General features: G+C 31.1%; 18 protein-coding genes. 6 read left to right on the forward strand and 12 right to left on the reverse strand.

Translation table 11 applies throughout. From position 1 onward, the window contains the following. Nucleotides 1-3: 3 nt before the first annotated feature. The 6 genes from RMO70_RS14405 to RMO70_RS14430 all read right to left on the reverse strand — a co-directional run bounded on the left by RMO70_RS14405 (nt 4) and on the right by RMO70_RS14430 (nt 6,515). A complete protein-coding gene (locus RMO70_RS14405; protein WP_310557139.1) occupies nt 4-1,128 on the reverse strand; it encodes an ABC transporter substrate-binding protein in 1,125 nt (374 codons plus the stop codon). Between the two features lie 80 nt (nt 1,129-1,208). Beyond that, nucleotides 1,209-1,751, reverse strand: a complete 543-nt coding sequence (locus RMO70_RS14410) for a tail fiber protein (RefSeq protein ID WP_310557140.1) — start codon at nt 1,749-1,751, stop codon at nt 1,209-1,211. A gap of 25 nt (nt 1,752-1,776) precedes the next feature. Beyond that, the gene (locus RMO70_RS14415; protein ID WP_310557141.1) at nt 1,777-2,325 is read right to left on the reverse strand and encodes a tail fiber protein; all 549 of its coding nucleotides are present in this window, start codon (nt 2,323-2,325) and stop codon (nt 1,777-1,779) included. Between the two features lie 72 nt (nt 2,326-2,397). Further along, entirely contained in the window at nt 2,398-2,940 is a 543-nt protein-coding gene (locus RMO70_RS14420) for a tail fiber protein (RefSeq protein WP_310557142.1), read from the reverse strand. Nucleotides 2,941-3,246: 306 nt separating this feature from the next. Continuing rightward, nucleotides 3,247-4,143, reverse strand: a complete 897-nt coding sequence (locus RMO70_RS14425) for a DUF2268 domain-containing putative Zn-dependent protease (RefSeq protein WP_310557143.1) — start codon at nt 4,141-4,143, stop codon at nt 3,247-3,249. A gap of 32 nt (nt 4,144-4,175) precedes the next feature. Continuing rightward, the gene (locus RMO70_RS14430) at nt 4,176-6,515 is read right to left on the reverse strand and encodes an outer membrane beta-barrel family protein (protein ID WP_310557144.1); all 2,340 of its coding nucleotides are present in this window, start codon (nt 6,513-6,515) and stop codon (nt 4,176-4,178) included. 53 nt (nt 6,516-6,568) lie between these two features. On the opposite strand from RMO70_RS14430, the gene RMO70_RS14435 reads away from it, so the two are divergent. The 3 genes from RMO70_RS14435 to RMO70_RS14445 are packed head-to-tail and all read left to right on the forward strand — an operon-like array spanning nt 6,569 to nt 8,520. Continuing rightward, entirely contained in the window at nt 6,569-6,712 is a 144-nt protein-coding gene (locus RMO70_RS14435; protein ID WP_310557145.1) for a hypothetical protein, read from the forward strand. Nucleotides 6,713-6,738: 26 nt separating this feature from the next. Beyond that, nucleotides 6,739-7,806, forward strand: a complete 1,068-nt coding sequence (locus RMO70_RS14440; RefSeq protein ID WP_310557146.1) for a histidine kinase — start codon at nt 6,739-6,741, stop codon at nt 7,804-7,806. 3 nt (nt 7,807-7,809) lie between these two features. Further along, nucleotides 7,810-8,520, forward strand: a complete 711-nt coding sequence (locus RMO70_RS14445; protein WP_310557147.1) for a response regulator — start codon at nt 7,810-7,812, stop codon at nt 8,518-8,520. Between the two features lie 60 nt (nt 8,521-8,580). On the opposite strand, the gene RMO70_RS14450 is transcribed toward RMO70_RS14445, so the two are convergent. From RMO70_RS14450 to RMO70_RS14460, 3 genes are read right to left on the reverse strand one after another with little or no spacing between them, the layout of a single operon-like run. Beyond that, complete coding sequence (locus RMO70_RS14450) at nt 8,581-8,973, reverse strand: hypothetical protein (protein ID WP_310557148.1); 393 nt, start codon at nt 8,971-8,973, stop codon at nt 8,581-8,583. 20 nt (nt 8,974-8,993) lie between these two features. Beyond that, entirely contained in the window at nt 8,994-9,776 is a 783-nt protein-coding gene (locus RMO70_RS14455) for a type IV pili methyl-accepting chemotaxis transducer N-terminal domain-containing protein (protein WP_310557149.1), read from the reverse strand. 11 nt (nt 9,777-9,787) lie between these two features. Then, on the reverse strand, nt 9,788-10,579 hold the full coding sequence (locus tag RMO70_RS14460) for a type IV pili methyl-accepting chemotaxis transducer N-terminal domain-containing protein (RefSeq protein WP_310557150.1): 792 nt from the start codon (nt 10,577-10,579) through the stop codon (nt 9,788-9,790). A 286-nt stretch (nt 10,580-10,865) separates the two neighbouring features. Here RMO70_RS14460 and RMO70_RS14465 point away from each other — a divergent pair, with 286 nt between their 5' ends. Both RMO70_RS14465 and RMO70_RS14470 read left to right on the forward strand, forming a co-directional pair. Continuing rightward, the gene (locus RMO70_RS14465) at nt 10,866-11,030 is read left to right on the forward strand and encodes a hypothetical protein (RefSeq protein WP_310557151.1); all 165 of its coding nucleotides are present in this window, start codon (nt 10,866-10,868) and stop codon (nt 11,028-11,030) included. Nucleotides 11,031-11,668: 638 nt separating this feature from the next. After that, nucleotides 11,669-12,466, forward strand: coding sequence for a histidine kinase (locus RMO70_RS14470; protein ID WP_310557152.1), 798 nt, complete (start codon nt 11,669-11,671; stop codon nt 12,464-12,466). A gap of 198 nt (nt 12,467-12,664) precedes the next feature. Here RMO70_RS14470 and RMO70_RS14475 read toward each other — a convergent pair whose 3' ends face one another. Next, nucleotides 12,665-12,961, reverse strand: coding sequence for a DUF721 domain-containing protein (locus tag RMO70_RS14475; RefSeq protein WP_310557153.1), 297 nt, complete (start codon nt 12,959-12,961; stop codon nt 12,665-12,667). Nucleotide 12,962: 1 nt separating this feature from the next. Continuing rightward, nucleotides 12,963-13,382 carry a lipocalin family protein gene (locus RMO70_RS14480; RefSeq protein ID WP_310557154.1) on the reverse strand — a complete coding sequence of 140 codons (420 nt, stop codon included), beginning with the start codon at nt 13,380-13,382 and terminating at the stop codon, nt 12,963-12,965. Nucleotides 13,383-13,459: 77 nt separating this feature from the next. Between RMO70_RS14480 and RMO70_RS14485 the strand changes: the two genes are divergently transcribed. Further along, on the forward strand, nt 13,460-14,539 hold the full coding sequence (locus RMO70_RS14485; RefSeq protein ID WP_310557155.1) for a serine hydrolase: 1,080 nt from the start codon (nt 13,460-13,462) through the stop codon (nt 14,537-14,539). A gap of 35 nt (nt 14,540-14,574) precedes the next feature. Here RMO70_RS14485 and RMO70_RS14490 read toward each other — a convergent pair whose 3' ends face one another. Beyond that, nucleotides 14,575-15,162: a glutathione peroxidase gene (locus RMO70_RS14490; RefSeq protein WP_310557156.1), complete on the reverse strand. Its 588-nt coding sequence runs from the start codon at nt 15,160-15,162 to the stop codon at nt 14,575-14,577. Between the last annotated feature and the right edge of the window lie 4 nt (nt 15,163-15,166).

Consider the following 15,166-nt stretch of genomic DNA (forward strand, 5'->3'; position numbering starts at 1 on the left):
ATTCTAGGTACAAAAAAAATTATTCTTCCATCCAGAATGAGTTCCTTCTTGATTATAAGCCCAGTTTTGCTGGTGCTCTTCTTGTATAATTTCCAATTTTTGATCAATTTTTAAGCTACACTTCCCATCGGCATCTGGCACAATCATTCCTTGATACAAAGGGGCATAACTGGTTTGTGTTTTAGCATCAAATGTAACTTTGCCACGTGGGCTTTCAAATGACCAGTTTGCTAGTGATTGCGGTCCATGATTCAATAATTGAAATGCAACTACTGCAGCTTCCCATCCTAACAAATGGAATAAGTTGGCGGCTTTATTTTTTTGTTCACGAATGCTCTTTAAAAACAAAAATTGCGCTTCATTCTCTAATGATGTAGCCCAAGGCACTATGGTATGAAATACTCCTGTTGGAAAATCACTGTTTGTAAGCATCGTTTCTTCTGCCATAAATGGAGAACAATAAAATGGCAAAGGCGTTGCTGCCGATCCTTTCACTTTTAATTCCTTCATAAAAAGATCCGTTAGGTAAATGCTAAAATTTGCGATTACGGCTTCAGGATCATTTTCATTAAGTAGTTCAAGATAACGATCAATATTGAATTCGCTAATTTTATGAGTGCTAACATAATTCCCCGTCACACTACCACCCATAGCATCAATACCATTTGCGTTAAAAAAGGGTGCTCTATATCCTGCGTCAAAAAAAGAACTAGCCATTAGTACATTTCTTTTTCCTTGACCTGCCAATTGTCCTAAACGATAACAAGCATCAATTCCTTGCAACGATAAAAACCAGTTATTTGACACTCTATCTTCTAATGGTGTTTGCATTCCTGCATCTAAGTAAAGAAAAGCCTTGCCAGAAGACTGTGCCAATTGGTACAACGGTTCTGCATTTATCACGCCACTATATGCAACCAACAACTGTACATCGTCTTCCAATAGCAATTTTTCTGCCTTTGCATAACAAAGTTGTTGATCGTCGCCAAATCCTATATTTTCGGTTGCGAGTTGCAAATCGTCAATCCCTAAAAATTGAAGATGTATGCGAAAGGCATCCAGAATATCGAACCCCATAGCAGGATAATCTGTGGAACGAGGTAATAAAAAACCGATTCGAGTAGGCATAATTTAAATAAATATAATGTTTTCAAAAAAAGAAAATGAGAAACAAATGGGTCTCATTTTCTTTTTACAATGAATTGAAATTAGTTACGTGATGGAAAAACACCATATTGACAAATAATATAGTTTAATCCCAAAAAAGGGTTTACCGTTGAGAAAGGCAAACTATCTCCCATATTTTGCATTGTAATAGTTCCTGCAAAAGGTTTTAAAGCAATATTGGCAGGAGCAGCATATGGGGTACCTCCCGAATTGTCGTTTCCATACGTATTGTTTGTTGGTACAGTAGCAGAGGCTGCTGTATGAGAATCTTGTGTGATGGTATATGGAACAGGATGAATGTGTGCTGGCATTTGTTGTGAAGTAAGCGTAACAGCTTCTGCACCTCCAACTTGACCAAGGTTGTAAGCAGAAAGTCCAGGACCTTGTCCTGCTCCTATAATAGTGCGTCCTTGCAAATCGGGTAATTTAAAATTGGTAGTTCCATTACCACCATAAGTTACTCCTAATATTGAAAACATTGCGGTATTGCTTGCAATGTTTATGGTTTGTCCCTGACAAAAGGCCCAGCTTTTTGGGGCGAAATTTCCTGCGAAAAGTGTTGTAAATCCAATAACTCCTTCCATAATATTTTTTTTAAGTTTAGTAAAATTAATTTCTTGAAGGAAAAATCCCCTCTATTGCAATAATATAATTCATAGCCACATAGGGTATAAGGGTTGGAACAGCTGTGTTTCCTCCAGCAGCTACTGTACTAGCAGTAGCAGAGTAGGTTCCCATTGCTAAACCTTCTGGTGCACCATAAATAGTTGCGCCCGCTGCTGCTACAGTGGTGTTGCTAGGCGTAGCTACTCCTGTGGTATCAGTAGAGCCTTGTGGTGTTCCGGTTAAAACGGGAGCTCCGTGACTGTGTATTGGAAGATTTGCTGGACTAAGTGTGGTTTGCTCTGCACCAGCACTTTGTCCTATTACATAATTTGGAAGACTTGGTCCTTGACCATAGTGAATGACTTTACGGCTTCTTAGGTCTGGAAGTCCAAAGGTGTTTTGTCCATCTCCTCCGTAAGTGGTTCCGATTAAAGCAAAAACAGCAGAGTACTCGGCTATGGATAATAATTGTCCTTGACATAACTGCCAATTTAGTGGAGCAAAATTTCCAGCAAAAACAGTTACCGTTGCTATATATGGGTCTACAAACATAATTTTATTTTTTATAAGTTATAATTTTATAAATTTTACTTTTTAAATTGGCACAAAGCCTATTCACTATTTTTAATTCCTACTTGGATATATTCCTTGTGTACAAATTAAATAATTCAGTGACAATGATGGAGATAAAATACTAAAAGGTTGGCTTCCACCTGCCGAGCCAATGCTTCCTTGTAAAGTCAAGGGTTTGGCCATGGGCGTATTATTATTGGGGCTAAAACTATTTGGAATACCGCCAGCGATGTTGTTGTTTTCTGCAATGGTATCATATCCTGTTGTATTGGATGCTCCCAAAGAGAGATTAATAGGCCCGTTGTGGTTGTGCGGAGGCATATTGTTTGTTAATAAAGTAGCGGTAGGACTTCCTCCCACTTGACCAAGATCGTATGTAGTGCCTAGCGTGCTAGTACCTGCGCCTACTGCACTGCGTCCACGTAAATCGGGTAATTGAAAAGTTTGAACGCCATTACCGCCATAGGTTGTTCCTAACAGGGAAAATAAAGCTGAATTGGTTGAAATTGATAACAACTGACCATTACATTGTAACCAATTTCGTGGTGTAAAATCATAAGCTACTGGAGTTATTACTGCCATTGTTCCTTCCATAGTGTTTGGTTTTAGATTAGTTAATAATTATTTAGAGTGTTAAAAGTAACATTTTTTTTTAACAAATTTAACAAAAAAATAACTAGCGCATAGGTATTCACATTGTTATGTTTTTATTAACAATATTTCATAGTGTATTTTTCTATTATTATAGATTGTAACTTTTAGTATTCAATTTTTTAAATTTATATTATTTAATCTCAAAAATAAAGCGAATACTATTGGTAATTAAAAAAAATGTCATAAGATGGCAAATAAAGGTCATAAAAGTCTAATGCAAATATCCTAAAAAGTGTATGCCTCATTTTATTTATAACGACTCAATTCTAAAATTGCACTTGAATCCATATTTATCCAATCGATGGCTTTCAGTTTTTTATTTGATAATGCCCTTGAAACAATATCGAAACCTAATGAATAACCGCCCCAAATAGGATAATTTCTAGAACCAAACATCACTTCAAATTGAAATTGCATATCTTCATTTTGTAAGTTTGGTTTAATTTTTGTCCATAATTCTTTTTTTTGATTCTCGGTTAATGATGCTGTCCAAGGCGTTTTAACATTTGGATATAGTAAGTGTGCAAAATAATCTCCTCTACCTTCAAATACTAAATAGTCTAAAAGTGTCCATTTTGCTGATTTTCCAAAATTCAATTTAGTCCAGCACGTATGATTGTATTCGTGTGCAACGGCATATTCTAATATGTCGTCCCAACCTTTTATGTCTGGCTCTATGGTTAAAATAATTTGCTTGGAGCCTGCTGTCAATCCCATTATTCCACTCATTGCTGTAATAATTTGCTTGTTTTCAGGATTTACGGGTATGATATATATAGTTAGGTCTTTATTTTCAAGAAGTTTCCGACTTTTCTTTAAAGAACCCATTATTTTTGATTTGATAAGGTTTTCGTTGACAATAATTTGATCTATTGATTTTGAAAGTTCAGCACTATTTTTTATTGGAGACGCAAAATGTTCTTTAACAATATCAGCATATTCACTTTTTTGAAAATATTTTTCAAAGATTAGGTTTTGAACACTTTTTTTATAAATACTGTCTGTTTTTTGTTCATTTGTTTTTACTTCCGTAACGAAAGTTTTATAAATATTCGTTAAGAAAATAATTTTGTCTGAGGATTGACCAAAAACGGTAGTAAGGTTTAATAACAAGATTGTTATTGTGATTTTAATGTTTTTCATAGTTATTTTTATTAAATTGTTTTTAAATTTTATTATTCAGGCAAACGTTCTTTTTCATTCTTTTTTCTATTGAATCTATACGTGAAAGTGGCAGAAACCCTTGGAAGTGAGTTTCTGAAATTATAATCTAAAGTATAATCGGTTCCTTTTACAACTCCTTGCGAAATTCTAGAATCAAACACATTATCAACTCTAAAAGTGATGGTTGCTTTTTCTTTCCAAATGTCTTTACCCATTGCAAAATCAACCCAATATTGCGATTTCGCATTCACTTGACCGCTGTTTCTGGCACCTTGATAATTAAAGTTGGTTTGAAAATTCCAAGTTGAGAATTTGATTCTTGAGTTTAATCTTGACGTAAAAGCATTGTCAGAAACACTAAAAACTCCTTTTTGGTTAAATTTATAATAATTCATTTCGCCAGAAAGAGTCAGTATTTTTATAGGCGAATAAGTAATGCTAATTTCACCTCCAAGTCGGCTTTCGGTTCCAGAATTTATAGCTTGTTCTACCAAATTGCCATTGGTATTTGTGATGCGAATGTCTTCAAAAATATTCCTCGAAAATTGATGGTATAAACTTGGGTTTATCGAAAATTTCTTCCATTTTATTAAAGTCCCAAACTCATAGGAATCGGTGTACACTGGATTCAAATCTGGATTTCCAATTCTAATATTTCTTCTGTCGGCAATACCTCCAAACGGATTGAGTTGCCAAAATCCTGGACGACTAATTCTTCGGCTGTAACTCAATTGAAGACTGAAAATATCATTAAAACCGTATGTAAAATGTGCTGTTGGGAAAAAATCCGTATATTTTTTGTTGATGTTAAACAGATTGATTCTGTCATTACTTCCGGTATTGGAATGTTCTGTTCTTACTCCTAATTGGTATTGCAATTTTTTGAAACTACTTCCATATTGAAAATAAGCTCCGAAAATACGTTCGTTATATTTCAATAAATTCGTCAAACTATCAATTGCGATATTGTTTTCAAAGGCTTGATAATCGCTATTTATTTTTCTGATTTCGGTTTTTAATCCAAATTCCACTTTTGTTTTTTCGTTTACAGGAATGGTATAATCCGTTTGAAACAGAAAATCTTTACTACTTTCAATATCACGGCTTTTTAATGTTTTAGAGGAAATTAAAGGAAACTTTTCTTGTTCAATAATCAATTCATTTTCATCGTCATTCCAAAAATCATATTGCAAGTTAATTGTAAATTTTTTACCTTCTTTGTCAAATGTTTTGATGTAGTTTAATTCAATTTGATTGGCAATTTGAGGTTCTCTATAACTTTCGGTCGCATTTATTATTTTGATGAAATTTTTATTAGTATCAAGAAAATTAAACTCATAATCAGAAGTACTTCTTGTGGTATTATTTCGGTAATAGTAACTTAAAGTAAGCGTGTTTTTATCATTAATATAATAATCGCCACCAAAGTAAACATTGAATGTTTTGTTATTTCTAAATCTGCCAACTTTTCCATCCAAATAAGAATCAATCGCATTGCCAAGGTAATTGGTTCGCAAAGTAGATTCGTCTCTCAATCGATCTAAATATTGGTATCTGATATCCGAAAACAGATTGATTTTTTTGTTTTTATAACTCACATTATATCCTAAAGCGTGATTGGATGGCGTTCCAGTGGTCACTTGAACCGAACTCCCAAAACCACTCATTTTATTCTTCTTTAAAACAATATTGATAATTCCAGCTGTTCCTTCCGAATCATATTTTGAAGATGGATTGGTAATGACTTCTACTTTTTCGATGTTTTCTGACGGAATTTGTTCCAAACCATTATTTGATGATAAAACAGAAGGTTTTCCGTTAATTAAAATACGAACGCCAGCATTGCCACGAAGACTTACAACGCCTTCGGTAGTCACATTTACAGACGGAACATTGTTTAAAATATCGTTAGCATTTCCACCTTTTGAAATTAAATCATTCCCAACATTGAATACTTTTTTGTCTAGTTTGTGTTCAATTGTTGATTTTTCAACTTTAATTTCTACGGCTTCCAATTCTGTAGCGTTTTCTTCCAAGTAAATTGTTGGTAGGATTTGATTGTTTTGTAAATCTAAATTTTCAATACTTTCATTTTTCAAACCTATAAATTCAATTTTTACAGTATATTTTCCAGGGATTACATTTACGATAAAATTTCCTTTATTATCTGTTATGGCTCCAGTAATTACTTTATTATCTGATGAGTTTAAGAAAGTAATCGTTGCAAATTCCAACGGAATCTTCGATTTTTTTTCGATTACTTTCCCTGAAATGGAAATGCTTTTTGGGGTTTCTTGTGCAAAAAATAGATTTGCAAAGCAGAGAGCGAATATTAGTAGTAGCTTTTTCATCACATTTAATTTTTAAAATTACAAGACAAAATTGGTTTGTTTTGTAAAGCATAATGAATGGAATAGACAGAAACTCTATTTTTACAGATGAAAATCCAATAATTTCTAAAAATTCTATTTTTGGGATAAAAATAAGCTTATTTGACATTGAAAAACGCGTTTTTGTCGATTGCAATATTATTTATATGCTACTTTAGTATCTTTATGCTTTGAAAAAACAATTATGGAATTTATTAAAAAGGCATCCGAATTTCTAGAAAATAATAGAATATACCAACACTTGATTTTCTGGTTTGGATTTTCAGTTGCAAATATTTCATTAGGTTTAACAAGCGAAGGAGATACAATTAAGGAGACATTTATTTTTCATAGTTTTCTGACTATTCCTCAAATATTGGCTTCCTACTATTATGCCTATTTTGTTATTCCAAAATTTGTTTTAAATAAAAAATACTTTTTGGCAGCAATTCTGTTTTTAGTAGGAACTTATTTTTTTTCGGCAATGGCAAGAATATTTGTTGTTCATATTGCAGAACCATTAATTAAAACGCAACCATTTGAACAAGAATCTATTTTAGAGATTTTAACAGATGTAAAAAAATTATTGATTCAATATATTCCATCTATCTTTTCTGCCTCTTTTATTTTTCTTTTTGTAAAATATTTTTTGGACTACAAACGTACTAAAGACCAAGAAACACAGTTGAGTAAAGAAAAAGTAGAAGTAGAATTAAAAATGTTAAAAGCCCAATTGAATCCGCATTTTTTGTTCAATACCTTAAATAATATCTATTCACTTTCGTTAGACAATTCACCAAAAGTTCCTGAATCGATTGGGAAATTATCCGAAATTTTAGATCATATATTGTATAAATGTGACAGTCAATTGGTTTCTTTAAATAGTGAAATTGAACTACTAAAAAATTATATCGAACTTGAAAAACTGCGTTATGACGATAGATTGCAAGTTGTTTTTGAAACCAATGTTGAAGCAGATATTCAAATTCCGCCATTATTACTTTTGTCATTGGTAGAAAATGCTTTTAAACACGGCGCTGGCGAAGATACTGGTTCGCCAAAAATAGCAATTAAGATATCAAATAGCAATGCTGTTTTTACCTTTGAAATTTCAAATACCGTTTCAAACGACTATGAGAATAATGGAAAAGAGAACATCGGACTTTCTAATATTAGAAAACAATTGGATTTAATTTATGGTAACGATTATAAAATGGATATAAAATTAGTATCGAATTCATTTACAGTAATTTTACAAATTTATAAAAAGTAATTTATGAAAATTAAATGTTTAGTTGTTGATGATGAGCCTTTAGCAATTCGGTTAATCGAAAAACACATCGAGAAAATTGATGCGCTTGAAGTTGTTGCGACTTGCAATAACGCGATGAAAGCATTCGAAATCTTAAATACTCAAACTATAGATTTACTTTTTATAGACATAAAAATGCCTAATATCACTGGAATTGAGTTTTTAAAAAACCTCAAAAACCCACCAAAAACAATTTTAACAACAGCGTATCGTGATTTTGCTCTTGATGGTTTTGAGTTAGGCGTTGTCGATTATTTGTTAAAACCCATCACCTTTGAACGATTTTTTAAAGCAGTAGATAAATTTTTATCTGAAAATGTAAAAACTGATATAAAAGTGAAAGAAACTGTTCAAGATGAATTTATTTTAATAAAATCAGGAATCAAAAACCATAAAATAAATACACAAGATATTCTTTATATTGAAAGTGTAAAAGATTATATAAAAATTGTTTTGACTGACAACAAAAGCATTACTTCAAAATATAAAATTAGTGATATTGAAGTAGAATTAAACCAAAATATTTTTTTGAGAATTCATCGATCTTTTATTATCAACAGCTCGAAAATTACTGCTTTTACTGTTAATGATATCGAAGTAAACGGAGTTGAAGTTCCTATTGGAGCCAGCTATAAAGACAATGTTTTTCTGTTTTTGGATGAGTTTAAAAATTAAAAACAGTAGTAAACAATTGCTTACTACTGTTTTAGAATTATAATTTATTAAAACACAAGTTTAGAATTTATACCCTAAACCTAATCCAAGATGCCATAAGCCATCTGCTTTTGCCGTTTTTCCATTATAGTAAGCGGGAACTTGAAAAGCTAAATGTTTGTAAGCAAAAGTTAAACCAAAACCTAATGAAGGTGTAATTGTAGAATTTTTAGGTGCTCCTACGGCTACTTTATCTTCTTTAAATCTCAAGGATGGTAATACACCGATGCATACTAAATAGGGTTTATGTATTATTTTTATAGATGGTCCAGTAAAGTTGATATATCCACCATCATTTACATATCCTGCGACAATAATTCCTTCTCCGACAGTCATACGGACTTTTTGTTCTTCTTGAGCGTTTGTATAATTTATTGCTGTAAAAATCAAGAAAATTGTAATTATTTTTTTCATTTATTTATTTTTAAAATGGATTATTTAATAGAAAAATTATTTTTTTCGATAATTAGTTTACCATACATAGCAGTTAGTTTGTCAAATTCTTTAGTCATTAAATTTGTACTACTAATGATATTTGTAGGTTTTGGAACTCCTATATCGAAAGACCTTCTCAGAAATTGCCATTCTGATTGTTGAAATTTGAGTCCCGTTTTTATTTCTTCTGTATTTTCTTTGGCGTTGATTAGTGAAGTCAGGTTTGAATCAAATATGAAGACAGCATCTGACAATTCTTTGTCTAAATACGAGTACTTAACTCCCCACGCTTTAGCTAAATACAACATCGCGATTTTTTGCAAATTCATTCTTTGCTTTCCACACATATTTGTGAGCTTATTAGCAGAATTTGCAGAATAATCTTGAATTTTTTCGACTACTACATTACAAGCTTTAGTCAATCTCAATGATTCTTCCACAATACTTTCGGCGTTTATAACATTTGGTTCATAAGCCATTTTCATTCTGTAATTTGTCCATAAATCACTTACAATAGTTATTGATTGAGTCGTTGCATCATTTTTTGAATACTCTTTCAGTTCATTTAAATTTTCGTTAAACAATGCTGTAACTTCATCAATGTCTTTCGTTGACTCTTCTTTTTTGATATTCAAGCCTATAGCCATATAATCTTTGGTCATTTTTTGTACAAGCATACGTTGCCTACCTGCCTTATTAATGGCTGTTCCAAGATCTAATCCTTGTGCAGTTGAATGAATTACAACACCTATAAATGCGATTATTATGAGTAAGTTTTTCATAGGTGGAGAAATTAGTTACCTGCAATTTTACCGTTATCTACAACTAGTTTGTCATATTTAGCTGTTATTGCATCAAATTCTTTAGTCATTAAGTTTGTACTACTAAAAATATTACCTGGTTTCATTGATTCTGAACCAAATGATTTTTTTAAGAATTCCCATTCCGATTTTTGAAATTGTAAGGACTCGTTTATTTCAGGTGTGTTTTCTTTAGTTGAAGCTAAATTAGCTAAATTACTGTCGAACCCAGAAATAGCTTCCTTAAGATCTCGGTCTAAATAAATGTATTCCACTCCCCAGCTTTTTGCCATATAGAGCATCGCTATTTTTTGCAAATTCAATCGTTGTCTACCACACATATTGGTTAGTTTCAAACTTCCTGATGCAGTAGCATTTAGAGTTTGAATTTTTTCAACCACTTGGTTGCAAGCAATCGTAAGTGCATTAGCTTCTGAAATTATGGATTCTGCATTTCGAATATCTGGATCTGAAGCCATTTTTAGTCTAAAGTTAGCCCACAAATTATTTACAATAATTAAGGCATCTTTTGTCTCTTTGGATTTGGCAAAAGTTGTCAATTCACGATGGTTTTCGTTAAATAACGAAGTAACTTCGTCAATATCAGCTGTAGCTTCGGCTACTTTTACACCAGCTCCTATGCACATATAATCTTTAGCCATGCGCTGTACTAGCATTCGTTGTTTTCCAGCTTTGTTAATTGCTGTACCCAAAGAAATTGTTTGCGATTGTGCTACAAATGCAAATAAAATTGTAGCTACTGTTAAAATTTGTTTTGTCATCATTGTGGTATTTTTGAGATTATTATTACAAATATTATGAAATAAAAATAAATAAAAATAAATAAAATCTCTTTATTTTGTTGATATACTGAAATTTACCGTAATTTAGTTAGGGAATCCTAACTAAATTTAGTTAAATTAAATTCCTAAGTAAAAGCTTATAAATAAATACAAAATGGGTGTAAACGTAAACCGCTTTTTTGTCAATAAACGGATTTACATTTGATTTTTGTTATAAGTTTGTTATATTCGTTATTATCAAAACAAGCAGCTAACTAAAACTTCAGTTATGGTAGAAAACACAATTTCGCTAAAACAAGAACAAGCTTGGGCAACAGGATGGAGAGCAAAACCTGACAGTAAAGTGAAAGTACATTTGATCCCAAAAACAGATTTTACAAATCATTGCCCTTTGGATTACGATGTAACGAGCCCTTTATATACTTTGAAATAATCAATGAGTAATATATTTATATACATAGGTTATTTTTTTTTAGTAGTAAATCTAATTTTATTTTTAAAAGGCTATTCTAATAATGGGAAAGCCTTTAAAATTTTTACAATTTATACGGTAGTTATTTTTTTTATTCAGTTAGTTTCTTTTGTTTTAGCTAAACGTGGTATAAATAATTTATTCTTATCCCATTTATATTTTATATTCCAGTTTGTGATACTTAGTTTCTTTTATTTAGCTATTTTGAAAGAAGAAGTTCAAAAAAAAATAGTAAAATTGTTTTTAATACTTTGCCCAATGCTACTATTAGTGCAATATGTAAAGAACTGTAGTTTGTTTTTTGAATTTAATTTGTTTGAAATATTCATAACTTCACTATTACTAGTTTTGTATGCAACTTTTCATTTGTTTAATATATTGTATGAAAAAAAAGAATTTTACTATATAAATGTTGGTGTTTTGATATACTTATTCTCAAGTTCCGTATTATTTCTTGCAGGCAATCTTAATATTAAATTAAATAAAGAGTTTGATAATCTTTCATTTATAATCAACTTATTTATATATATAATATACCAAATTTTTATTTTAATAGAATGGAAAAAGAGTTTTTCTAAAAACACAATAAGCTCAGAATAATGAATACTGACTCTATTCATCAAAGCGAAATAATAAATGTCATTGTATATACATTTCTAGCTTTTGTTTTAATGACATTGATGTTAATCTTGTTTTTTTATTATTCAAGAAAAAAATTCAATAAAATTTTAATTCAAAACAAGGATCTAGAAATTTCATATCAAAAAGAACTTACAAGATCCGTTTTACTCACACAAGAAACGGAACGAAAACGCATTGCGCAAGACTTGCACGACGACATAAGCTCAAAATTAAATATTATCTCGCTCAATGCGCATTTGCTTCAAACGGCTAATTTGGATGAGGAAGAAAAACAAAAAATTACAGCAATTATAAAAGACTATGCAAAATTTGTAGCCGAAGATTCTCGAAGAATTGCCCACGATTTATTACCGCCAGTATTACAAAAATTTGGCTTGCACGCTGGAATAGAAAGCTTGTGTTTTGAAATAAACAATTCAAAATCATTAAACATAGATTATCAAAACGAAGTCGAATTTGATATAAAAGACAATGACAAACATTTGCATATTTTTAGAATTATTCAAGAGCTCATAAACAACTCCATTAAACATGGAAAAGCCAAAAATATTTCAATAGGCTTTACTAAAACAGGAGCTATCACAACCCTAATTTATTCTGATAACGGCGTAGGTTTTGATATTCAAAAAATGGAAAATCAAAAAGGACTTGGAATGAAAAATATTGAAAGTCGAATTGATTTTCTTAATGCTGTAATGACTATCGAATCATCATTTAACAAAGGAGTTGTTTTCAGGATAGCCTTTCCACTGTGATTTATTGAAAATTAGTACAAAGAAACCCTTTAGTACAATTAATAAAAACTCATAATTTCAAAAAAACAGAATACCGAATATATGGTTTAAAAATTAAACAGATTGAATTATAACCCAAGAGTTAATATGTATAAAAGGTAATTTCACTTTGAAATTCGATTTGAAACTACCCTAAAAAGGGTCACTAAAATAAAGTAGTTATCGCAAAACAACATCCTTAACCACTTCTTTCCCTAACTCTTCATTTATCATTTTGATAATTTTGTCTTTACCATACGCTAATTCTTCTCGCAAAACAGATGATGTTAATTGGACGTACAAAACTCCATTTCGTAAAGACACATTTTGAGTATAATTATTCACTCCATTTCCCATCAAATTTTTCCAAGCATCAACCACAGAAACTTGGTTTAAACCAGATTCTAGCTTATTGGTTTTGATAATTTGACTTAGAATATCTCCAACGGAACTATCATTACTACTTCGTTTTGCCATTTTATTTTTCGGTATTTAAAACCACTTTATTAAAATACATTTTGGAATCATCTGTCATCTTTAAAATCAATTCATTTTCTGAAAGAAATTCGATTACTTCGGAATGTTTTCCAAATTTTGAAAAAAAATCTATCTTAATTTCCTTTTTAGTGTCAATTATTTTTATTGTTTCAGATAAATCATTAATTAAAAATGTTCCGTCTGGTTGCCATCGAACTTTTTTATGAAAACCTATTTTATTTTTTACCTCAAAATAATCATAAATTTCATTTATAGGATATTCTTTCTTATCGCCATCAGCGTTTACCGCTTTTGATATTTGCCAATATCCGTTAATATTATCTATTTCTGAAATATCTGCTTTTTTGGAACAACCAAACAAAGCAAAACTTATTACCATTAAAATTATTTTAACTTTCATTTTACAAAAATAAGAATAATCAATTAAACCTTTTAGAAAAACTATTGTCTAAATTTGAAACGATAAAATCCAAGATTATGAAATCTATTTTACTTTCCTTTTTTAGCTTGATTACTTTTACCAGTTGCAGTTCTGATTCCGTGAGTGCTACTCCGTCATTACCTACTCCGACTCCTATTGAAACTATGTATTATCCTACTATTGGGAGTCCTATTTGGGAAACAAAATCGTTAAAAACTTTAGGCTGGAAACAATCGGAAGTACAACCATTGATAGATTTTTTAGCTTTAAAAAATTCTAAATCATTTATAATTCTAGTCAATGGTAGAATTGTAATGGAAAACTATTTTAACAGTCATACTGCAAGTGCAAATTGGTATTGGGCAAGTGCTGGAAAAACATTAACCTCAACCGTAACTGGAATTGCACAACAAGAAGGAATTTTAAATATTAACAATAAAGTTTCTGATTATATAGGAACGGGTTGGACAAGTACACCAATTGCCAAAGAAAATTTAATTACTTGCAAAAATTTGCTCAACATGACTTCTGGATTAGATGATTCTACAGATGGCATTCTTCCAGCCGATTTACTATATACTGCCGATGCAAATTCAAGATGGGCATACCATAATGTATATGTAAAACTGCAAGATGTAGTAGCGCAAGCTTCTGGACAAACTTGGAATTCTTATTTCAATACAAAATTAAGAGACAAAATAGGAATGGATGGCAGCTGGTTTCAATCAGGAAACAATAGCGTTTACGGAAGTACCACAAGAAGTATGGCGCGTTTTGGGTTACTAATGTTGAACAAAGGAAAATGGAATACAACACAAATTCTAAACGAAAATTACTTTACAGAGGCTACAACAACATCTCAAACAATAAATCAAGGATATGGCTATTTATGGTGGCTGAACGGAAAATCGAGTTACCATTTGCCAGGATCTCAATTACAATTTCCTGGAAGTTTAATACCGTCAGCTCCAAACGATATGTTTATGGCATTGGGCAAAAACGATCAAAAAATATATGTAGTCCCTAGCAAGAATATGGTTGTCATTAGAATGGGAGATGCTGCCGATGGAACTAATTTTGCTTTATCAGGCTTTGATGATGCCTTATGGCAAAAAATAAATGCACTTTATCAATAATGATAAAGTGCATTTGTTTTGTGTTTAACTCCGTTTTACGATTTAACCCAATTCACAATTTCATCGTCAATTGGTGATGTAGTTGGTGGAATAACTTTTTCTAAAAATCCTTCTTTATTGATTAGGTATTTTTGAAAATTCCATTTTACTTCGTTGTCTTCCAAACCGTTTCTTGATTTTTGTGTCAAAAATTGATACAATGGGTTCATATCGTCTCCTTTTACAGATATTTTTTCCATCATTGGGAAAGTCACTCCATAATTTTTGGAACAAAAAGTAGCAATTTGAACATTAGAACCTGGCTCTTGTGATCCAAAATTGTTGGCTGGAAATCCAATAATTACAAAGTTTTTTTCTTTAAACGTGGTATACAACTCTTGCAACTGAACGTATTGTGGTGTTAATCCACATTCAGATGCTGTGTTTACAAGCATTACTTTTTTTCCTTTTAGTGAAGCTAAATCAAACTCTTTTCCTTCAATATCTTTTACTTTAAACTGGTGGATGGATTCTTTCATCATACTATTTTTTTGAGATTCAATGTTTATTTCTTCACTTTTTTTGGATTGACCTATACAACTTATAAAAGTTGATAATACAATAATACAAATTACATTTTTCATTTTT

The sequence above is a fragment of the Flavobacterium sp. genome (assembly GCF_031422135.1).
Lineage (GTDB): Bacteria > Bacteroidota > Bacteroidia > Flavobacteriales > Flavobacteriaceae > Flavobacterium.

Excerpts from the sequence above, each read along its gene's own strand:
- RMO70_RS14405 (WP_310557139.1), bottom strand. The coding sequence starts at position 1,128 with ATGCCTACTCGAATCGGTTTTTTATTACCTCGTTCCACAGATTATCCT.
- RMO70_RS14410 (WP_310557140.1), bottom strand. The coding sequence starts at position 1,751 with ATGGAAGGAGTTATTGGATTTACAACACTTTTCGCAGGAAATTTCGCC.
- RMO70_RS14415 (WP_310557141.1), bottom strand. The coding sequence starts at position 2,325 with ATGTTTGTAGACCCATATATAGCAACGGTAACTGTTTTTGCTGGAAAT.
- RMO70_RS14420 (WP_310557142.1), bottom strand. The coding sequence starts at position 2,940 with ATGGAAGGAACAATGGCAGTAATAACTCCAGTAGCTTATGATTTTACA.
- RMO70_RS14425 (WP_310557143.1), bottom strand. The coding sequence starts at position 4,143 with ATGAAAAACATTAAAATCACAATAACAATCTTGTTATTAAACCTTACT.
- RMO70_RS14430 (WP_310557144.1), bottom strand. The coding sequence starts at position 6,515 with ATGAAAAAGCTACTACTAATATTCGCTCTCTGCTTTGCAAATCTATTT.
- RMO70_RS14435 (WP_310557145.1), top strand. The coding sequence starts at position 6,569 with ATGAATGGAATAGACAGAAACTCTATTTTTACAGATGAAAATCCAATA.
- RMO70_RS14440 (WP_310557146.1), top strand. The coding sequence starts at position 6,739 with ATGGAATTTATTAAAAAGGCATCCGAATTTCTAGAAAATAATAGAATA.
- RMO70_RS14445 (WP_310557147.1), top strand. The coding sequence starts at position 7,810 with ATGAAAATTAAATGTTTAGTTGTTGATGATGAGCCTTTAGCAATTCGG.
- RMO70_RS14450 (WP_310557148.1), bottom strand. The coding sequence starts at position 8,973 with ATGAAAAAAATAATTACAATTTTCTTGATTTTTACAGCAATAAATTAT.
- RMO70_RS14455 (WP_310557149.1), bottom strand. The coding sequence starts at position 9,776 with ATGAAAAACTTACTCATAATAATCGCATTTATAGGTGTTGTAATTCAT.
- RMO70_RS14460 (WP_310557150.1), bottom strand. The coding sequence starts at position 10,579 with ATGATGACAAAACAAATTTTAACAGTAGCTACAATTTTATTTGCATTT.
- RMO70_RS14465 (WP_310557151.1), top strand. The coding sequence starts at position 10,866 with ATGGTAGAAAACACAATTTCGCTAAAACAAGAACAAGCTTGGGCAACA.
- RMO70_RS14470 (WP_310557152.1), top strand. The coding sequence starts at position 11,669 with ATGAATACTGACTCTATTCATCAAAGCGAAATAATAAATGTCATTGTA.
- RMO70_RS14475 (WP_310557153.1), bottom strand. The coding sequence starts at position 12,961 with ATGGCAAAACGAAGTAGTAATGATAGTTCCGTTGGAGATATTCTAAGT.
- RMO70_RS14480 (WP_310557154.1), bottom strand. The coding sequence starts at position 13,382 with ATGAAAGTTAAAATAATTTTAATGGTAATAAGTTTTGCTTTGTTTGGT.
- RMO70_RS14485 (WP_310557155.1), top strand. The coding sequence starts at position 13,460 with ATGAAATCTATTTTACTTTCCTTTTTTAGCTTGATTACTTTTACCAGT.
- RMO70_RS14490 (WP_310557156.1), bottom strand. The coding sequence starts at position 15,162 with ATGAAAAATGTAATTTGTATTATTGTATTATCAACTTTTATAAGTTGT.